At 34.2% G+C, this 19680-nt stretch carries 17 protein-coding genes and 1 pseudogene; 3 read left to right on the top strand and 15 right to left on the bottom strand.

Annotated features, from left to right (window positions below; translation table 11 throughout):
- Positions 1-45 precede the first annotated feature (45 nt).
- The 4 genes from AC1RO3_RS01305 to AC1RO3_RS01290 form a co-directional block, all read right to left on the bottom strand.
- Positions 46-858, bottom strand: coding sequence for a DUF6681 family protein (locus tag AC1RO3_RS01305; RefSeq protein WP_481760931.1), 813 nt, complete (start codon positions 856-858; stop codon positions 46-48).
- Positions 859-876: 18 nt separating this feature from the next.
- Positions 877-1371, bottom strand: coding sequence for a hypothetical protein (locus AC1RO3_RS01300; RefSeq protein WP_481760932.1), 495 nt, complete (start codon positions 1369-1371; stop codon positions 877-879).
- 69 nt (positions 1372-1440) lie between these two features.
- A complete protein-coding gene (locus tag AC1RO3_RS01295) occupies positions 1441-1881 on the bottom strand; it encodes a Fur family transcriptional regulator (protein ID WP_409021670.1) in 441 nt (146 codons plus the stop codon).
- 78 nt (positions 1882-1959) lie between these two features.
- Complete coding sequence (locus tag AC1RO3_RS01290; RefSeq protein ID WP_481760933.1) at positions 1960-2514, bottom strand: guanylate kinase; 555 nt, start codon at positions 2512-2514, stop codon at positions 1960-1962.
- Between the two features lie 174 nt (positions 2515-2688).
- Here AC1RO3_RS01290 and AC1RO3_RS01285 point away from each other — a divergent pair, with 174 nt between their 5' ends.
- Positions 2689-2868, top strand: a complete 180-nt coding sequence (locus tag AC1RO3_RS01285) for a hypothetical protein (RefSeq protein ID WP_409021673.1) — start codon at positions 2689-2691, stop codon at positions 2866-2868.
- Positions 2869-2917: 49 nt separating this feature from the next.
- Here AC1RO3_RS01285 and AC1RO3_RS01280 read toward each other — a convergent pair whose 3' ends face one another.
- From AC1RO3_RS01280 to AC1RO3_RS01250, 7 genes are all read right to left on the bottom strand, one after another.
- Complete coding sequence (locus AC1RO3_RS01280) at positions 2918-3460, bottom strand: ECF transporter S component (protein WP_481760934.1); 543 nt, start codon at positions 3458-3460, stop codon at positions 2918-2920.
- Between the two features lies 1 nt (position 3461).
- Entirely contained in the window at positions 3462-4301 is an 840-nt protein-coding gene (locus tag AC1RO3_RS01275) for a pyridoxamine kinase (protein ID WP_481760935.1), read from the bottom strand.
- 133 nt (positions 4302-4434) lie between these two features.
- On the bottom strand, positions 4435-5610 hold the full coding sequence (locus AC1RO3_RS01270; protein ID WP_481760936.1) for a cation:proton antiporter: 1176 nt from the start codon (positions 5608-5610) through the stop codon (positions 4435-4437).
- 108 nt (positions 5611-5718) lie between these two features.
- The gene (locus tag AC1RO3_RS01265) at positions 5719-6390 is read right to left on the bottom strand and encodes an MIP/aquaporin family protein (protein ID WP_481760937.1); all 672 of its coding nucleotides are present in this window, start codon (positions 6388-6390) and stop codon (positions 5719-5721) included.
- A 60-nt stretch (positions 6391-6450) separates the two neighbouring features.
- Positions 6451-7203 (bottom strand): YibE/F family protein, encoded by a 753-nt coding sequence (locus AC1RO3_RS01260; protein WP_481760938.1) that lies wholly within the window; start codon positions 7201-7203, stop codon positions 6451-6453.
- A complete protein-coding gene (locus AC1RO3_RS01255) occupies positions 7200-8303 on the bottom strand; it encodes a YibE/F family protein (protein ID WP_481760939.1) in 1104 nt (367 codons plus the stop codon). The genes AC1RO3_RS01260 and AC1RO3_RS01255 overlap by 4 nt, the downstream gene beginning before the upstream one ends.
- Before the next feature lie 133 nt (positions 8304-8436).
- Positions 8437-10038, bottom strand: a complete 1602-nt coding sequence (locus AC1RO3_RS01250) for a peptide ABC transporter substrate-binding protein (RefSeq protein ID WP_481760940.1) — start codon at positions 10036-10038, stop codon at positions 8437-8439.
- Between the two features lie 154 nt (positions 10039-10192).
- On the opposite strand from AC1RO3_RS01250, the gene AC1RO3_RS01245 reads away from it, so the two are divergent.
- Positions 10193-12616, top strand: a complete 2424-nt coding sequence (locus AC1RO3_RS01245; RefSeq protein ID WP_481760941.1) for a Xaa-Pro dipeptidyl-peptidase — start codon at positions 10193-10195, stop codon at positions 12614-12616.
- Positions 12617-12668: 52 nt separating this feature from the next.
- Here the strand turns inward: AC1RO3_RS01245 and AC1RO3_RS01240 are convergent, their stop codons facing one another.
- Together AC1RO3_RS01240 and AC1RO3_RS01235 are read right to left on the bottom strand one after the other, a co-directional pair.
- The gene (locus tag AC1RO3_RS01240; RefSeq protein WP_481760942.1) at positions 12669-13193 is read right to left on the bottom strand and encodes a biotin transporter BioY; all 525 of its coding nucleotides are present in this window, start codon (positions 13191-13193) and stop codon (positions 12669-12671) included.
- Positions 13180-14172, bottom strand: a complete 993-nt coding sequence (locus AC1RO3_RS01235; RefSeq protein WP_481760943.1) for a biotin--[acetyl-CoA-carboxylase] ligase — start codon at positions 14170-14172, stop codon at positions 13180-13182. Before AC1RO3_RS01235 ends, AC1RO3_RS01240 begins: the two co-directional genes overlap by 14 nt.
- Positions 14173-14337: 165 nt before the next feature.
- Between AC1RO3_RS01235 and AC1RO3_RS01230 the strand changes: the two genes are divergently transcribed.
- Complete coding sequence (locus tag AC1RO3_RS01230) at positions 14338-15243, top strand: proline-specific peptidase family protein (protein WP_481760944.1); 906 nt, start codon at positions 14338-14340, stop codon at positions 15241-15243.
- A 54-nt stretch (positions 15244-15297) separates the two neighbouring features.
- Here the strand turns inward: AC1RO3_RS01230 and AC1RO3_RS01225 are convergent, their stop codons facing one another.
- On the bottom strand, positions 15298-17325 hold the full coding sequence (locus AC1RO3_RS01225) for a copper-translocating P-type ATPase (protein ID WP_481761140.1): 2028 nt from the start codon (positions 17323-17325) through the stop codon (positions 15298-15300).
- Positions 17326-17530: 205 nt separating this feature from the next.
- Positions 17531-19524, bottom strand: a pseudogene (locus AC1RO3_RS01220) (PTS sugar transporter subunit IIABC).
- Between the last annotated feature and the right edge of the window lie 156 nt (positions 19525-19680).

The raw sequence follows: 19680 nt of genomic DNA, 5'->3' as shown, positions 1-19680 counted from the left end.
ACAAAAAAAGTGATAGCAATGTAGTTATTTGCTATCACTTTTTTACTAATTTTCTTTTTCTTTATAGGCAATTTGAACTTTAACGTGAAATTTATGTGATTCTTCAATAACTGATGATCGACCAGCAACCTTCTGATTACCACCATAAATAGTTGCTGTTGCTAAGTAAATATCATATTGTTCTTTAGCCGTTTCAATATCAGATAAACCAACATGGGTTAGGCGACCAATCAATTGTTTATCAATCTGATTCATTCCAGCGTAAACATTCATTTTTTCGTCTTCTATTTTTAATTCAAAAAATGGAAAAGCAACGGGCTGTGCTAACTCTGACACTGGTTTTCCTGTTTTCTGAATTTCTTTTATAATAGCATCATCTGACAATCCATCATAATCAAAATCTGAATACTTAACTTGCTTCATTTGATCAGCAATTTTTTGAATACTTACTTTTTCGTTTCTATTTGTCCTAAGTGTCGCTGGCATCAGCATTTTAGAATCAAATAGGCCATTCGTTTGAACATAACCTGGTTGCATTCGGCGACGTTTATCTCCTTCAATTTCTTCCTTAGGCGGTCCGCCCAACAATTTTTCAATTTTCGGTGAAGGATCAAATTTAGTTGTTTTATTTGTAAAATAATGAATAACATTTAAAACAATAAAATATAATAAAACAAAAAAAGCAAGAATAAACAAACTACCTCTAACATAATAACCATTTATGAAATATCGTGATGCGATATACAATAAATACCAATTACCAAGAAAGCCTAAAACAGTATAAATTCTATTTTTTAATTTTAAATTAACATTAATAAACCCTAAATAATGGTTTGCTAAATCTAGTAAACTAAACATTTATTTACCTCCTAATCCTTAGTCTGTATTTGTCGTTTCTGCACTGGCTTTGGCTTTGTCAGTCGTTACCGTTTTAGTATTCTTCACGCTACTACTTGTGCTTGTTGCCGAGCTAGCTTTATCCGCATTTGTATCAGTATCTGTACTTGTATCAGTTGTGTCATCGGTACTTGTTTCCGCGCTCTTATCATCCGTTGTATTATCGGCACTTGTACTTGCTGATTTGTTTGATGTTTCATCGGCAGCACTTGAACTACTAGACTCATCTTTTGAACTTTCTGATGAAGAGGACGAATCAGAAGAACTCGTCTCAGAAGATGAACTTACTTCTTTGGAACTCGAATTATCGTCTACTTTAGGTTTAGTTTCCGACGGTGATGAAGCTACTGAAGAAACTGTTGCTCCTTCGTTTGTATTCGTTGTTTTGTTAACAACAACGTTAGTTGCGCCCAATGCAAGTACGATAGAAACAATTGCAAAAGGTGTTATAAATGGTGGCGTTCTATATGCCATTAACTCTCACTCCAATTTTGTACTTTTTCCATTAAACCATTTGTTATTGAAGTTTATTCGAAGATAAACTTAATTTTTCGATAATTTTTTTTGGCATTCATCACAAATCCCATGTAATTCAAATTTATGTTCTTCTATTTTGTAACCTGGTAACTGTTTTACAAAATAATCTAGCGGACAGCTATCAAGTTCAACCACCTTACTACAAGAAGTACAAATAAAATGATGGTGATGTTTGTGACTAAAATCACATTGATATTTTACACAGGCTCGTTCACCATTCATCCGTTGCTCAACAAGACCCATTTCTTTAAATTCTTTGATATTTCGATAAATTGTATTATGACTCATCCCTGGATATTTATTTCTCATATAGTCATCCACAACTGTAACGTCAACATAAGCTTCCTCATACTGACTTAAATACGTTAATAAACTTTTTCTTTGTTTCGTAATTTTATATTTATTTTCTTTTAGTATATGCAATGCATCATCAATTAATTCAGTCAAAAGGCTTATCTCCATTTCTAAATAATAATGGTTACTCTTTAAGAAGAATACCATATCAACTAAAAAAAGCAATCACTCTTAACCTAATGATTGAATTAACTGATCAATCTGTTTCTTTGCGTCAACTAAATCGTCATTAATAATGACATGTGCTATACCTTCAAGATCTGCTGGAAGTTTCATGTCTCGTTTTGCTTCACCAGAATCTAAGCGTAAACTTCGATTTCGAATCGTATCTCCCCGTTTAATTAACCGATCTTGTAATATCTGATTATCCGATACAGACAAATATAAGACAACTGTTTCTTTTGGTAATTCTTTTGAATACGTGATGGCACCTGCCGTATCGAGTACAATTGTCGCATTTTTTGCCTCTGACCAAGCAGCATCTATCGCTTCTCTTGATGAACCATAGTAATGGCGATCATACTCAACATGTTCTAAATAATGAAAATTAAAAAAAGTTTCATCGGATTCAAAATAATAATCGCGACCATTTTTTTCATTAACTCTTGGTTGCCTAGTTGTGTGAGTAATCACCTTTTTGGCATCAAATTGCTTGGTTAGATAGTCTCTAATCGTCGTTTTACCTGTTCCCGGAGCACCCGTGATCACGAATATTCGTTTTTGCATTAAATCATCCCTTTATCGTTTTTAGACTTCTTCATATTATTTAAAAAATTTTTGGTTAATATAAAACAAATGACTTGCATTCATTTTATGTACGTACTATACTAAGCTTCTACTAAAGAAAGTAGAATGCGCTTTCATGGTAGTAAGATATAGAAATACGGAGGATACACACTTATGAAATTTGGAACATTTAGTAAAAACTGGTATACGATTTCTTTAGACACTGAAAAACAAATCTTTATTGCTAGTTCAAAAAATAATCCAGCCATTTCAGGTTCTGGGGTAACAATCGAAACAGCCGTTTCCAACTTATCAACAGAAATGAAATATGTTCAATCTGGACAATTTGTATAGAGGGTAAATGTGAGCTCACGCACATCAACCCTTTTTTATTTGGACTTTTTTACCGATTAAACCTTACCATCAATCGCTTAATGGGTACGTATAATAAACTAACAATGATAATTGTCGAGATTGAATTAACAACAGTTGCAGGTAAACTTAAAAACGCCTGAACAGCGGCGACATTAAAACTAACACCTTTAATCATTGCTTCACCAATCGAAACTAAATATGATGTTCCTATTTTACCAATTCCTGCCGTTGCAGCAATAATGATAATCCAATATTTACCATGATAATTTTTTAATCCTTTCGTAACAACCGTAATTAGTAATGCAATAACCACTACTTCTAGTACAGTAAAATATGACGTATCTGCATAACCATTCAAAATATCAAATAATCCCAGACCAATCGCTCCTGCAATTGTGCCATAACTAAACCCTAAAAAAATCACGGCCAATGCTGCTAGTGAATTACCGAAATGAATAAATGGTTTTCCCACCATAGCTGGGATTGGTATTCTAAAAACTGAGATACCTATATAAATAATTGCCGCAAATAATCCCGCTAAAATAATGCTTCTTAATCTTTCATTTCTCATTTTATTTTTCCATTCTATCGTTAATATCGGGTAAAATACTCATAAAATTAACCCCTAACCTTTGATCAAGTCCTTCATTATCAGAATTACTCATCGCTTTCCATGTTACTTCTACTGCAAATTCCAATGCTTCCCTTAGTGAATGACCATTCATTAACTCACCCACTACGCAGCTTGCTAGCAAGTCTCCTGTCCCAAAATAATGATTCTCACGTTGTTCTTTTAATACCCAACCTGATTCGCCTTCTTTTGTTAGAAAAACAACACCAATTTGATTTTTCTGGTTTGTAACTCCTGTAATTATAACCGCTTTTAAATTTAATTTCTTTAATAAACGTGTTAGTAACTTTTTAATTTCTGCCTCGCTAGGATTTTCCTGATAATTACAGTCTGCCAATAAGTAAGCCTCTGTTAAATTGGGTAAAATTAAATCTGCTTGCGTTAAACATAACATGCTTAATTCTTCTACATAGTCGTTTGTCAGTCCTGAATATAACGTGCCGTGATCAGCCATAACTGGATCAATAACGGTGAGTGCTTTATCATCAGATAACCTATCTAGTAGAATCCCCATCATTTTAATACTTTCTGCCGTCCCTAGATAGCCCAAATATGCGCCCGTAAATTGAACTGGAATAGTTGCCCAGTGTTCTTCAAAAGCTTTTATAAATGGTGAGATGTCTACCTTCATTGGTACTCCAAATCCACCTGTATGACTACTTAATAACATTGTTGGCAATATTGTCGTCCGTTGTTGATAACTAGCTAAAACAGGAACCGCAATCCCTAATGAAACACCACCAACACTAGATAAATCTTGTGCAATCAATAATTGTTTCATTATTCCACCTTCTTCATTTGAAGTTATTTAATTCATTATAAAATGAATACGCCAGAATAGCGATATTTAGTAACCATTTAAAAATAAAAAACTGTTGAAAAATTAGCACTAGGCTAGTTCCTCAACAGTTCAACTATTTCTTCAATTCAATTTTATTTTGTCGACCAATCGCATGTTTTAACATAAACGGTGCTACGATAGTTGAAATAATAATTACCATGATAACTGCCGAATAGTATTCCGTCGACAACAAGTGTGCGGTATACCCAATTTGGACAATAATCAAAGCCATTTCGCCACGAGAAATCATCCCCGCACCGATTACATATGCACTATTTAAATCAAATCCAAGTAACCTAGCACCTAATCCACCACCTAGTAATTTTGTGAGGACGGCCAAAATCGTTAAAATAACGATAAACCAAATATTTTTCATAAATCCATCAAATGACATGCTTAATCCAATACTCGTGAAAAACATTGGAATAAAGACTGCATAACCAATTGGTTCAATATTGGCATCAATTTCTTTTTTATACGGTGTTTGTGCCACTGCAATTCCTGCAAAAAAGGCACCAACAACAGCACTTAACCCCACTAAGTCAGCTAAGTAGGCCATACCTAGACAGATAACCAGTGACATAATCGTAATCGATGAGCCAACTAATAATCGTTCACTTAATCTCATCAAGAAAGGCGCCACCCACTTGAATAGGATTAAAATACCAATGAAGTAAACAAATTCTAATAAGAAGCCAATCCAAATGTTAGCTTGTGCGCTATCACCGGTACTTGTAATATTACCAAATACACTAACTAATACACTTAAAATAACAACAGCTAAGATATCATCCACAACGGCCGCACCTAGGATTGTTGCACCTTCTTTTGAATCTAATCGTTTTAATTCTTTCAAGACTTCGACGGAAATACTAACTGACGTTGCCGCAAAGATAACACCTAAAAATAAAGCCGATTCAAATCCAAAATTATAAATTCGACCAAAGTAATAGACAACTAAGATAGGGAAGACAACACCTAAAGTCGCAACTGATAAGGCCGGTTTTAAATACTTTTTAAGTAGATCTAAATCACTTTCTAATCCCGCCATAAACATTAAAATAATCACACCAATTTCTGCGAACATCGCAAATAAATGATCTGAATGGACCCAATTCAACATTGCTGGTCCAAGTAAAACACCAACTAATAATTGCCCGATAACACTAGGAACACCAATTCGTGTGCTGACATGACCCGCAATTGATGTTGCCACTAATACTAAACAAATCGTTCCTAAAAATGCCATTATTTCTCCTCTCACTTGTCACTATCTATATTAACCATAACATACATTAAAAATAAAAAGCAGCAAATTCCCTCTCGGAATTCACTGCTTATGATTCACTTAATTAAATTAAGCTTCTTCACTGTTAAAAATATATTTTGCTGCGAATGCTGCAATAGCACCACCAACTAATGGTGCAAGAATAAATACCCAAAGTTGTGAAAGTGCATCGCCACCGGCATAAAGTGCAGGTCCAATACTACGAGCAGGGTTAACTGAAACCCCTGTAAGTGGTAAACCAACAAAGATAAGTACTGTTAATGTTAAACCAATCACAAAGCCAGCAATATTACTGTTACCAAATTTTTCACTCGTAACCATCAAAATAATAAAGATGAATAAGAATGCGAATAAGGCTTCAACGAAAAATGCCATACCACCAGGAATTGTTGCATAACTATTTGAACCAAAACCATCAGCAACTTTTGATGTATCTGTCATTGATGAAATAATCATCTTAACCACGCTAGATGCTACAATCGCACCTAAGATTTGACTAACCCAGTAAGCAACCATATCAGTCAATGACATGCGCTTGTTGATGTACATTGCTAATGAAACAGCAGGATTGATGTGTGCACCTGAAACAGGTCCAATAGCATAAACCATCAATGTAATAGCTAAACCAAATGCAAGTGCAATAACAAGTGGGCTACCGTTACCTAACGTAACTGCCCCTGTACCAAATAATACCAAGAAAAATGTGCCGATAAATTCAGCAATATAATTTTTATAATTCAATTTTAAATCCCCCTATATTAGTATCTCTTAATTATACACATAACCATAAACTCATTTCAATTATTTTTTTATTTTTAATTTTTGAATTAAAACCCATGCTGTAATTGGAACCGCTAGAATAACACCTATAATAGAAAATAAAATCATTATTAATTCTGCAACAAAAATTTTATCATTTATAATATCTGCGAATGTAGCATGCGTCTGTACTAATAAAATAAATAGCGCTAAAAAGCCACCAAAGAAACCAAAAAATAGTGTATTAAACGTTGTTCCAATAATATGTTTACCAATACTAATACCAGCTGCGTATAACTTTTTTAAATCAATTGTTGGTGTTTGTTCAATAATCTCATTTAAGCCAGCCGAAATTGCAATCGCACCTTCAGCAATTGCGCCTAAAGTACTAAAAATAGCTGTTGAAATCGCTATTTGCATAAAATTAGCGCCTACTAATAACGAAAATGCTTCTATTTCTTCACTATCTTCTGCACCAAAACCTTGAACTGCAGCAAAATGTTCAACTGGAATAATCAAAAGAACGAGAATAACCAGAACAATTAACGAAGCATAAAAAGCAGTTTCAGTAACTTGCACATTATCATCACCAAGAAAAATCGTAATAGCTAAAATAATAATGCCATTAATTAGGGTCACTGCTACCGGCGGAAATCCTCCCGTAATTAAAATAATCGTAAAAAATAACATGATAAAATTAAAAAATAAGCTTAAAAATGAACGAACACCATTCATTCCTCCAACAATGACCATTAAGACAAATAAAATGGCACTTAACCAACCAATTGTAATCATAATGTGTCATCCCCTTTGATTAATCGACTTGCAAAAAAACTTGCGACAGGTATCGCAATGACAATCCCAATACCGCTGATTAATGTTTGGACAACTCCTAAAGCCATGGTCCATGAAAAAGTATAGCCAATTGTATTGGTCGTTCTAAAGTACAAAACGGCAAGTGGGAAAATGTCAGCAATAAAAATTAAGAATAAGACGTTAATTAATGGTCCCATAATCGATTGTCCAACCTCACGTCCAGATTTAAAAAGTTCTTTCGATGAAATAGTTGGTTGTTCTTTTTTTAATTGAAATAGTGTTGCAACGATATCTGTCGATTCATCCATGACAGCCCCTAGAGAACCTAGTAGTGTGGCAGCAAGGAATAGTTCCTTTGGCGCTTGCGTTGCATAAGATAGAGCTTCGTAATGCATCCCTTGATCATTTGTCAGTTTTAAAATAATGACACTAATGATTAACGATAAACTAGTTCCCGTCAAAGTTGCCAATAACGTGACCAGCATCTGTCGATTAAAGCCAATTACCAAACTCAAGGTCAGTACTGCAAATATTAGAGCAATACCTGCGAAAATCCAAAAGAAGTTCGTAATATTAACGAATATTTCAAATTTAATGGCTAAAAAGAAAATAATCATATTTAAGACGATACTTAATACAGCAATCATGCCACTAAACTGCATAAATCCTACCAGCATACTAACGGCAATCCAAATTAATATGGCCACGACGACATCTCGTTTGAACCCATCAATAATACCAGTTAATCCACTTTTATGAGGATTAATCGTTACAAATACTTGATCATTTTTCTGGTATTTTTGATCATTTGCGCGAGATGAAGAATATGTATTTGGTAGTCTTATTTTTTGCCCTTTATACTTACCATTCATCACAGTTCCAAATAATTTTTGTTTAGTCTGTGTATCTTTATTTTCAAATTCATCTGTTACTTTTTCAGTTTTTTCATCCTTAACCTGTGTTATTTTAACAATCGTATCTGAATACAGTGCTTGATCAAATTTAACACCTATTACGAGTATGCCACCGATAATAATCGTTAGAATTAAAATAATGTTCTTCTGAAGTAACTTTTTCATGGGTTCACACCTCATTTATTATTAATACACTTCCACCAGTTTAACATTTTACAACAAAAAAAGTCCGACCAAAGGCCAGACTTTAATCTATCTTATTTTAACTTTATAAAGCTTTGAAACAGCTAACTATTATCTACTTAATAGACATGTCACGATAAAATAATGTCGTTCCATATGGGTTAATGTGTAATCCGGATGCATCTGGGTTCAATAAGTAGGCCATTGCACCTTGGAAAACAGGTACTGTATAAGCATCTTCTTCGACCAATTGCTTTTCAGCATCAATCAAGCTATTCCAACGTTTCGTTGGATTTGTTGCAAATTCATTTTTAGACTGATCGATATCTTTTAAATATTGTGCATTTTTGTAATCGGTATTTAAATGATAAGCGCCACCATCATTAATAAAGTTAATTGGATCAGCATAATCTGGTGTCCATGTCCCATAAACGATATCAAATTGGTAAGCCGTTGTTGCTGCTAATCGCGATTTAATTGGAATATTACGTGCGTTAATTTTTAATCCAGGTAAGTTACTCTCTAACTGCGCTTGCAAGTATTCAATCACTTGTTTAGCTTCTGGCGTATCAGAACCCAATATTTCAATTGTTAAGTCCTTCTTACCGATCTCTTTAAGTCCTTTTTCCCATTCTGCTTTAGCTTCTTTTTTATTAAAAGCAAGCAAGTCTCCTGCTTCTTTACGGTAATCTTCCCCATTAATCGGATTTGACACAAATTTAGCTGGGACGATTCCATTTAATGCAGATGAACCATCATTAAGAATTTTGCTAGCTAATAATTTTTTATTAAATCCTAGCGCAATTGCTTTACGAATATGTTTATTACCAGTTGCCTCACGCTTAGTATTAAAACCTAAATAACCAATCATTGGTGTTTTACGTGTTGCGAACCCTTTTTCATTCTTATATTGTTTAACATAATCATTTGCTAACATTGAGAAATCAATCTTCCCTGTTTGATATAACTTGCCAGCAGTTGCACCATCTTTAACAACTTGAACGTCAACTTTAGCTAACTTAACTGATTTAGCGTTCCAATAACTGGTATTTTTAACATATGACCATTTGTTATTAGTTCCTTCCCAATCAGTTAATTTATAAGGACCATTCACAATCATATGTTGTGAATCCGTTGCATATTGACTACCTTGTTTTTTAACGTAAGCTTCATTTTGAGGTACAAATGGTGCACCCGTTAATACTTCTGGTAAATAGCTAATTGGTTGTGCCAGAGTAACTTCTAATGTTGTTTTATTCAGCGCTTTAACACCTAACTTATCAACGGCCATCTTGCCATTTCGGATAGCAAACCCATTTTTAATAATATCAATTCGTTGTGAATTAGGTGATGCTGTTTTAGGATTTGCTAGTTTTTGCCAAGCGTAAACAAAGTCATTTGCTGTAACAGGAGTCCCATTTGACCAGTTCTCAGCTCTTAATTTATAGGTGTAAACTGTTTTTGCTTTGTTAACCGTCACACTTTTTGCTGCAGCTAACACTGGTTTATTTTTTTGATTATACGTATACAATCCTTCATAAACGTTTTGTATTGCTTCAACACTAAATGTATCACTGTATTTAGTAGAATCTAAAGTGCCTAATTGATCAGTTACAGCCACTTTTAATATGTTATCGTCTTTCGTCGCTGTTTTTGAACAAGCAGCTAGCACCCCTATAAACATGATACTTAAAACTACCGCAATTTTCCTTCTCACTTTAGACACTCTCCTTTTTTAGTTACCTTAATGTGATTAACTTTACCTAGTTACTTATTTTTTGTCAATAAAGACGTATCATTTCAACCAACTTTACATTTAAGCTATACTTAACCCAGTGTCTTACTCAATTCTGAAAGGAAGTTTTTGACTTATGAAAAATAATCAATTTGCTAACTATACACCTACTTTTGAGACACAAATAAAAGAACTTAAAGCTATTAATTTGTATATAGCCTCCGAAACCAATCCTACACATTTATTTGAACAATTACTCAATAAAATTCTCATCGACTATCAAACAATCGGTGCGAAACAACAAAAAATGATGTCCTTATTAGCGACAGAATCCATTTCTGTTTATGAATTTTTTACTACAAAAAAGGAATTAACACCTGTTATCTTTTATAATGTTGCATTACAGTTACTAGAATTTGAAGTCGATGTCGATTTCAAAATTGATGACCCATTTACGGCAATGGCTAAAATTCAGTTACCTTCTATTGAAATTATTGAATCCGTTAATGATTTTTGGTCCGCATGGTATCTCTTACTGACAACACATACCAAAAATGGCCAAGTCTTCACAGATACACTAGCAAATAAAGGGTACTTTGTTTCATTTTATAAAGATGCGAAACCTTTATTTTTCAATGGAAAAGCGCAACCTGTTTTTGATACAACTAAACTGATTCGTGAAGTCGTCTACGTTGAAGCCCCATTAGATACTGACCAAGATGGTCAACGTGATTTATTAAAAACAGAAATTTTAAGACCACTAGTTACATCCGGACTAAAAGTACCTATTCTTTATACAGCAAGTCCTTACAATCAAGGCACAAATGATGATTCTGAATTAATGCGCAACGTTGATATCCCGCTTACCGAAAAACCAGTTACTGAATTAACTGAATCTGATATCACCTATAACTATCAGAAATCCAACTTACCCGAACCACGATCAATCCTCTCAGAATCAACAGAAACTGAGCAAACCTTTAGCCGTGAATCTTCGTATACATTCAACGATTACATGCTAGCTAGAGGATTTGCAATCGTCTATGCAGCTGGTATTGGTACTCGAGAATCAGATGGTATTCGTACTTGTGGGAGTGTTGAAGAAACGGTATCAACCGTCGCCATTATTGAATGGCTAACGGGACATCGGCAAGCATTCACAAATAAACTCGATAATCGATCAATTAAAGCCACTTGGAGTAATGGTAACGTTGCTATGACTGGTAAATCTTACCTTGGTACGCTTGCTACTGCAGCTGCAACAACTGGTGTATCCGGCTTAAAAACAATCATTTCTGAAGCCGCTATTTCAAGTTGGTATGATTATTATCGTGAAAATGGACTAGTCGTCGCGCCTGAAGCTTGCCAAGGTGAAGATGCAGATGTTTTAGCTGCGCTTTGTTTAAGTCGCCAAAAAGATGCCGCCGACTACGCTAATATTCAAGACTACTTTGACAAAGTTATGAATCGATTATCTATAGGACAAGACCGTGCATCTGGTAATTACAATAAATTTTGGGATGAACGTAATTATTTAAACCAAACTAAAAATATCAAAGCAAATATTGTTATGGTCCATGGTTTAAATGATTGGAACGTCAAACCTCGCCAAGTTGAACAACTTTGGCAAGCATTACGTCCTTTACCTATTGTTAAAAAATTATTCTTACACCAAGGTAAACATATCTATATCAATAACTTTCGCTCATTAGATTTCACTGATATGATGAATTTATGGTTATCAAATCAACTTTATAATATCGAAAATGGTGCTGAGACACTTATTCCCAATGTCACCATACAAGATAACCTAGAAGCTGAAACGTGGCACACTTATGATGATTGGGCAGACCCGGATTCTCCTACCCAATCCTATCATTTCCAACAAAATAAATTAACACAATCAGTCACATCAGATGCTCACCAATTTGCTACTTTCAAAGATAACTTACCAACTGACCTTTTTAACAACTACGTCAGAGATAATCATCTTTGGAATCAAGCTTTAGTTTCAACTAAAGAAACAGAAATGGCTAAAAATAGAATCCAATTAATCTCAGAACCATTAACAGAACCGCTGTTTATTTCCGGTTCTGCTCACATAAAATTGTCTGTTGCAGCACTACAAACAAAAGGGCTCATTAGTTGCATGCTTATCGATTATGGTGAAGAAAATAGACTCACCCCCGTGCCATCCATTCTCAAACGAAAATCTTTAGATATGGGATTTCATTGGCGTGAAGATGATTTGGTTGAATTTACTAAAAATCCCACAAAAACTCCTTGGAAAATGATTTCCAAAGGTCATATCAATTTACAAAATAGGACAAATCGTTATCAAAATGATTCTGTCCTTCCAGGAACTTTCAACACAGTAGATTTTGATTTACAACCAACTGCCTATCACATTAAGGAAGGTCATCAGATTGAATTAATCATTTACGCAACAGATTTTGGGATGACTTTACGAAATAACGATTCAGATAGTTATACTATTAACTTAGCTAATTCGCGTCTTAAAATTCCTTATCAATCTGTTAGTACAGTATCATTATTCTAAATAAAAAAGAAAATCATCAAAAAAATTATTGATGATTTTCTTTTTTTATTTATCAATATCTACGTATTAAGTAATGAGACAATTCGCACACAAAAATAACTTTAATAAATCCAACAATCAAAAATGGTAAAATACCTATTAAAAATGCTTGTTGCATCGAGGTTTGTTGGTAAACCATTAACCAGATTGCTCCTAAAACTAATTGCACACTAGCACCTAATAAATTCCCCATGTACAACTGCCAACGACCATTACCATACCATTTTAAAAACAGCCCCGTTAAGATAATATAGGCTAAAAAACCAAATAAATAACCACCTGTTGGTCCAATTAAAGAAAAAAGTCCCGAATGAAATCCAGCAAAAACTGGGATTCCTATTAATCCTAATAGGAGATAAATGCCCACCGCTTTTAATCCTTCTTGAACCGGTCTCAAACTCGATAATAATCCGATAAAAATGGTTTGTAACGTTAACGGGATTGGCCCCAATGGAATGGTTAACTGGGATAAAACACCCAAAACGGCTGCTAACTCTGCTGCTATAATTAATTGTTTTAACTGTTTATTTTGTCCCATTTGTTAAGCCTTCCACATTCACCTTTGTAATTTCACCAGCCATATAAGTCGTTATTTGCCCATTTTTATCTCTCAATACCAACTGTCCATCATCTTTAATTGTTTCAACTGTACCAATAATTTCTTGATGACCACTTTTTAAAGTAACTGTCTGTCCAATAACTAGTGACCGTTTACGATAATCATTCATGAAGTCACCATTTTGGTAATTCTGATAGATTTGGATAAATTGATTGGTAATTTCAGCAATCAACTCATTCCGTGTGACATTATTCGATTCATCAATTAATGAACCCACTTTATCTTGTAACTCTGGAGATAATTTTTTAAGGTCTGTTTTAAAATCTAGCCCAATCCCTATAACTAAGCTTGTCACTTGCTGCGTTTCAAAATCTGTGACAGCCTCCGTTAAAATCCCGCAGACTTTTTTATTTTGATAATAAATATCATTCACCCACTTTATTTGTGGTTGAATTTTCAATTTATTTTCTAAAGCATAACTAACCGCCATGGCAGTTGCTGTCGTTAGCTGACCAACATCTTTGATAGGTTGATCAATTCTCAATAAATAACTGATATAAATCCCAGTCTCTTCTGGTGATTCAAATGTTCGACCAAATCGACCATATCCTGCTGTTTGACTATTGGCCACTATTAACAGTGGACCCTGTATATCGGGCTGGCTTGAACGCTCTTTCGCCAATACATTGGTAGATGTCACTTCATCAAATAATTCAATTTGCATCATGTCAGTTGTTAAATAAGATTGAATTAGTTGTGCGTTCAACTGATTACCATCATTTAGACTATATCCTTTTTGTGGAATCGTCTTAATGTCAAAACCCTGCTCTTGTAAACTCTTAATAGCCATCCAAATAGCAGTTCTCGAAACGCCAAGTTTTTCAGCCAATAGTTCTCCCGAAATAATAGTATCTTGTTGTCCAGCTAATATTTTTAGAATACTGTCTTTAGTTTTCATTTTACACCGTTAACCTTTTAATTTTATTAGTTAACATAACTTTAAGCTAACTCACTAAAATATGCAACTAACACTCTTAAAAAAATACCATCCTCACTTTCATTCTGGTAAATAATCATAAAAGTGCTATGATTAATCTATTCTTAAGAAATTAGGTGGATTAATATGGCATACGGAACGAAAATTATTACGTTAGATAATGGTTATCATCTCTGGACTCATACTGAAGGACAAGGTGATATCCAACTACTTTGTCTACATGGTGGGCCTGGTGGTACACATGAATATTACGAAAATTTTGCTGAAAAATTAGCACCTCTTGGCGTTCAGGTTTCAATGTATGACCAACTCGGTTCATGGTATTCTGATCAACCAGATTTTACTAAACAAGAAAATGTTGATAAATTTCTTAATATTGATTACTTCATTGATGAAGTTGAAGAAGTCCGTATTAAATTAGGTTTAGATAACTTCTACCTAATTGGTCAATCATGGGGTGGTGCTCTTGTTCAAGAATACGCCTTAAAATATGGTGACCATTTAAAAGGTGCTATTATCTCAAGTATGACTGATGATATTAACGAATATTTAGCAAACGTTAATGCTATTCGTGCTAAAGAATTGGATGCTGATGCGCTTGCCTACATGCAAGAATGTGAAAAAAATAACGATCTTGATAATGACCGTTACCAAGGTTATGTCGATATTTTAAATGACGGCTATGTTGATCGTAAAAAGCCAGCCCAAATTTCTCATTTAGTAAGCACAATGGCTGAACCCGTTTATAATTACTTCCAAGGTAACAATGAATTCGTTGTGACTGGTAAATTAAAAGACTGGTCTACTCGTGACCGCATTAAAAATATTACTGTCCCAACATTAATCACATTTGGCGAACATGAAACAATGCCTTTAGCAACAGCTAAAAGAATGTCAGAAACAATTCCACATGCTCGTCTTGAAACAACTCCTGAGGGTGGTCATCATCATATGATCGATAACGCTCCTGTTTACTTTGATCATTTAAGTACCTTCTTATCAGATGTTGAAAACGACAATTTTAAAGATTAAATTAAAAAATACCACCATTGATAACTACTATCAACGGTGGTATTTTTTTATCTCTTAATCGTGTAACATCATTGCATTAATTGCAACAACAATTGTACTTAACGACATCACAACTGCACCCACTAATGGACTTAAAATAAAGCCAATTGGTGCTAAAACGCCGGCAGCCAATGGTAATGCAATAATATTATAACCTGCACCCCACCAAAGATTTTGAATCATTTTCAATCTTGTGTTTCGACTTAATTTCAAAAATTTTATGATATCCATCGGATTACTTTTAACTAATATAACGTCTGCAGAGTCGACAGCAACATCCGTACCTGAACCAATTGCCATCCCTATTGTTGCACTTGCTAAACTAGGCGCATCATTAATACCGTCACCAACCATGATAACGTTATGTCCTTCGCCCTCTAACTGACTAACAATTTTAGCCTTATCTTCAGGCATTAAGTTAGCACGAACATCTACAATACCTAGTTTTGCACCAACTTTATCAGCAGCTTGTTGATTATCACCAGTTAACATAATCACTTTGATATTCATTTTTTCTAATTTTTCGACTAAACCAAATGATTCTGGTTTAATTTGATCCCCTTGAGCAACATACCCAATCACTTTTTCATTTTGAATTAAATAACTAATTGAATCTCCTTCGTTGTCAGAAGCCATTTCATCCGTTAATAACTGTTGTTTATTAACATAAGCTTCAGAAACAATTTTGAATGCATCATCGTTAATATGTCCTTCTAATCCAACACCATTAATTTGTTGTGTTTCACTTGCAGTTGGAATCTCAATTTTTAAATCTTCTGCTTTTTGAATGATTCCTTTACCCAAAGGATGTGTCGATCCACGTTCTAACGACGCCATCAATCCGATAATTTCTGATTCAGAAAACTGATCAGTAAATGTTTTATATCCGGTTACCACGAAATGACCTTCAGTTAAAGTTCCTGTTTTATCAACAAGTAATGTGTCAATTGTGTGTGCAACTTCTAGCGCATTTCTATTTTTGATTAATAAGCCATTTTTAGCTGATAAAGAAGTACTTCTCGCAACAACTAATGGAATGGCTAAACCTAAAGCATGTGGACAAGCAATCACTAGAACAGTTACAAGAATTGATAATGCCTGACTAAATGTCCCTGTAATTAACCATACAATGAATGCTAAAATACCAACAGTCATGGCAGCATAAAATAAATATCCCGCAACTTTATCAGCTAACGTTTCCGTATCTGATTTTTCTGACTGCGCTTTTGTGACTAATTTAACAACTTGAGCTAAGTAACCTGTTTCACCAGTTCCCGTTACAGTCATTTGGATTTCTCCATTACCATTAACTGATCCACCAACGACTTCATCATCTACTACTTTTTCAACTTGTTTCGATTCACCAGTTATCATAGCTTCATCGACGCTTGTTTTACCAGAAATAATTGTTCCATCAGCTGGAATCGTTTCATTTCCTTTAACTAACAGAATATCTCCAACATGAACATTTGTTAAATCAACATCTTCAATTTTTTTATTTTCTCTAACGATATGTGCTTGTTTAGGTAAGAGTTGTGCTAATTTTTGAACAGCATCTCCTGCTGACATAACAGCGTTCATTTCAATCCAATGACCTAACAACATAATGACAATTAACGTTGCTAACTCCCAGAAGAAATCCATAACATGATGACTTGGATCTACAAGATTATTCATCACAACAGCATATAAGCTATACAAGTATGCCACACTAATACCCATTGCGATTAAGGTCATCATTGCTGGCTTTTTATCTGCAAGCTCCATCTTTGCACTATCTAAAAATGTTTTACCGCCATAGAAAAATAATCCAGTACCAATAAGTGCTACAACCCAATCAGATCCAGGGAAAGTAAACTGTAAGGGTAAGTTAATCCCCATCATAGGTGTCATTAAAACAATAGGAATTGCTAAAACTAAAGAAATCCAGAATTTCAATTTTAGATTTCCCATATGCATCATGTGCCCACCCATGTTCATTTGATCGTGGTCCATTCCTTCCATATCCATGTGATCCATACTCATGTGGTCCATATTTTTCATATCCTTATGATTCATATTCATGTGATCCATTTCTTTCATATCTTTGTGATCCATTTATACCGCCTCCATTAATTTATATTTTTAGTTTACACTTGTAAACTTAGATAGTCAAATAATTTATCTGTTACAAAAAAAATGTCAAAGAGATAAATATCCCTTTGACATTTTTATATAATCACATAAACATTTTAGTTAATTTACAATTCTATGCATCTTTACCAATTGTTTTACGACGGTTAACTTCTTTTTCAGCAAGTACATCGGAATCTTTAAATCCAAAGACCCAAGTACAACCAAATGCTACGATTATTGTAACAATTGATGCAATCCAAAAGTTAATTTCGTTACTCATTCCTCCACCAAACTTTAAAGGTGTAAAGAATGAAGGGAATCCGATTAATGAACCAGTAAATCCGTACATATTAACGTTTAATAGTCCGGCTACTAATCCACCAACTGCACCACCAATATTAGCTGCTAAGAAGACACGCCCATATTTTAAGGTAATCCCATAAATAGCTGGTTCTGTAATACCACTGAATGCTGCAATAACTGCACCACCAGATAATTCTTTAATGTTAGCCATTTTTGATTTAATCATAACTGCCATTACAGCAGCACCTTGAGCTACCATTGTAATTGAAACAATTGCATTTAAGTAGCTGTAGCCTTTTGAAGCAATATCGTTTGCGATTAAAGGAACAACTGCCCAATGTAAACCAAAGATAACTAAACATTGATATAATCCACCAATAACAAAACCTGCAATTGGGTAGTTTGCTGTTAAAATTGTGTTTAAAATAATAGAAATACCTGTACTAATTAACGTAATAATAGGTCCAACAATAATGATAATAGCGGCCGAAACGATCATAACTTCTAACAATGGTACAAAAATCATTCGTAAAACTTGTGGAATAACTTTTTTGAGTCCTTTTTCAACATAATGTGCTAACCATGCTCCAGCAATAATTGGGAAAATACTGTAAGTATAGTTAACCATATGAATTGGAATCCCAAATAAGTTAGTATTTAATGACATCCCCAAAAGTTGTCCAAACACTTTTGTTCCTGTTGCAATACCAAAAAGTGAAGGATATACCAAGACACCACCAACAATAGCCATAATAATTGGATCAGATTTTAACTTCTGTGCAGCTGTGAATCCAACAATAATAGGTAAGAAATAGAATGCTGAATCTCCCATGGCTGATAAGAAAATGTAAGTCTGTGATGTGGCTTCTGTCCAACGAAAATCGACAGCCATTTGAAGTAATCCTTTTAAAATACCACTAGCAGCCAATAATCCAATTACTGGCATCATAGAACCTGTGATAACACCAATCAAAGTATTAAATCCAGCATTCAATTTTCCACGGAATGTTGTTGGTTTTTCCTCAGCTGGTGCATCATCGGCAGCATCGACCTCGCCACCTGCGTATGATGTTCCTAATTGTGCAATAACTGCATCATAGACATCAGTAACAGCTGGTCCAATAACAACTTGATATTGTCCAACAGCATGACGAACATCAATTACACCTGTTAAATTTTTAATCACTTCATCGTCTGCTTTACTTTCATCAACTAAGTAAAATCGTAACCGCGTAATACAATGGATTAAACTCTTAATATTCTCTTTACCACCGACTTGTTTGATAATGTCTGTAGCTAATTGTGTGTAATCTTTTGCCATAACTATTCCTCCCCTTTTGCAGTACCAGATCCCACTTCCGTGCCACCTTCAAAAGGTTGTGGTTCCGATAATGTTAATTTGTCTAATTTATCTTGTGTATTTGTAATTACTACCATTAAAACATTGTCTAATTGTGCTTCAGAAACTTGTGTTAAATCCATAGTCCCAAGTAATTCACCACCATGAACACGAGCACCTTTTTTAATATTAATATCAAATGGTGCACCTTTTAAATCAACCGTATCAACACCCATGTGTAATAAAATTTCAAGTCCATTATCCATCGTGAATCCGATAGCATGTTTTGTTGATGCAACCAATGTTATAGTTCCAGATACTGGACTATAAATTTCCCCTGCGGTTGGTTTAAATCCGAAGCCATCACCCATTAATTTTTGAGCAAAAACAGAATCGCTCACATTTTCTAAATCAATTAACTCCCCAGTTGCTGGTGCGTAAAACTTATCATCATTTACCTTTTGTTTTCTTTTAAAAATCGACATTGTTCTCTCCCCCATTTTTTTTAATTTATTTAACTAGATTCGCTTACAGCGATTAAGCGTTTTCAAGTTATCCTTATAATAAACCTGTCTATACAGGATGTCAACGCTTTCTTTTCTTTTAAATTAACATTTATATATACTTGTATAGACTAGAAT

The organism is Dellaglioa sp. CoH-57-MRSF-19 (assembly GCF_056781975.1).
Note: the sequence above shows the minus strand (reverse complement) of the source record. Positions and strands in the feature narration are given on the sequence as shown.

What these genes read in the sequence shown, in the direction of transcription:
- AC1RO3_RS01240 (WP_481760942.1), bottom strand. Translation starts at nt 13,193, where the DNA reads ATGGGACAAAATAAACAGTTAAAACAATTAATTATAGCAGCAGAGTTA.
- AC1RO3_RS01225 (WP_481761140.1), bottom strand. Translation starts at nt 17,325, where the DNA reads ATGAAAAATATGGACCACATGAGTATGGATCACATGGATATGGAAGGA.
- AC1RO3_RS01230 (WP_481760944.1), top strand. Translation starts at nt 14,338, where the DNA reads ATGGCATACGGAACGAAAATTATTACGTTAGATAATGGTTATCATCTC.
- AC1RO3_RS01255 (WP_481760939.1), bottom strand. Translation starts at nt 8,303, where the DNA reads ATGAAAAAGTTACTTCAGAAGAACATTATTTTAATTCTAACGATTATT.
- AC1RO3_RS01260 (WP_481760938.1), bottom strand. Translation starts at nt 7,203, where the DNA reads ATGATTACAATTGGTTGGTTAAGTGCCATTTTATTTGTCTTAATGGTC.
- AC1RO3_RS01245 (WP_481760941.1), top strand. Translation starts at nt 10,193, where the DNA reads ATGAAAAATAATCAATTTGCTAACTATACACCTACTTTTGAGACACAA.
- AC1RO3_RS01305 (WP_481760931.1), bottom strand. Translation starts at nt 858, where the DNA reads ATGTTTAGTTTACTAGATTTAGCAAACCATTATTTAGGGTTTATTAAT.
- AC1RO3_RS01235 (WP_481760943.1), bottom strand. Translation starts at nt 14,172, where the DNA reads ATGAAAACTAAAGACAGTATTCTAAAAATATTAGCTGGACAACAAGAT.
- AC1RO3_RS01300 (WP_481760932.1), bottom strand. Translation starts at nt 1,371, where the DNA reads ATGGCATATAGAACGCCACCATTTATAACACCTTTTGCAATTGTTTCT.
- AC1RO3_RS01285 (WP_409021673.1), top strand. Translation starts at nt 2,689, where the DNA reads ATGAAATTTGGAACATTTAGTAAAAACTGGTATACGATTTCTTTAGAC.
- AC1RO3_RS01280 (WP_481760934.1), bottom strand. Translation starts at nt 3,460, where the DNA reads ATGAGAAATGAAAGATTAAGAAGCATTATTTTAGCGGGATTATTTGCG.
- AC1RO3_RS01275 (WP_481760935.1), bottom strand. Translation starts at nt 4,301, where the DNA reads ATGAAACAATTATTGATTGCACAAGATTTATCTAGTGTTGGTGGTGTT.
- AC1RO3_RS01270 (WP_481760936.1), bottom strand. Translation starts at nt 5,610, where the DNA reads ATGGCATTTTTAGGAACGATTTGTTTAGTATTAGTGGCAACATCAATT.
- AC1RO3_RS01290 (WP_481760933.1), bottom strand. Translation starts at nt 2,514, where the DNA reads ATGCAAAAACGAATATTCGTGATCACGGGTGCTCCGGGAACAGGTAAA.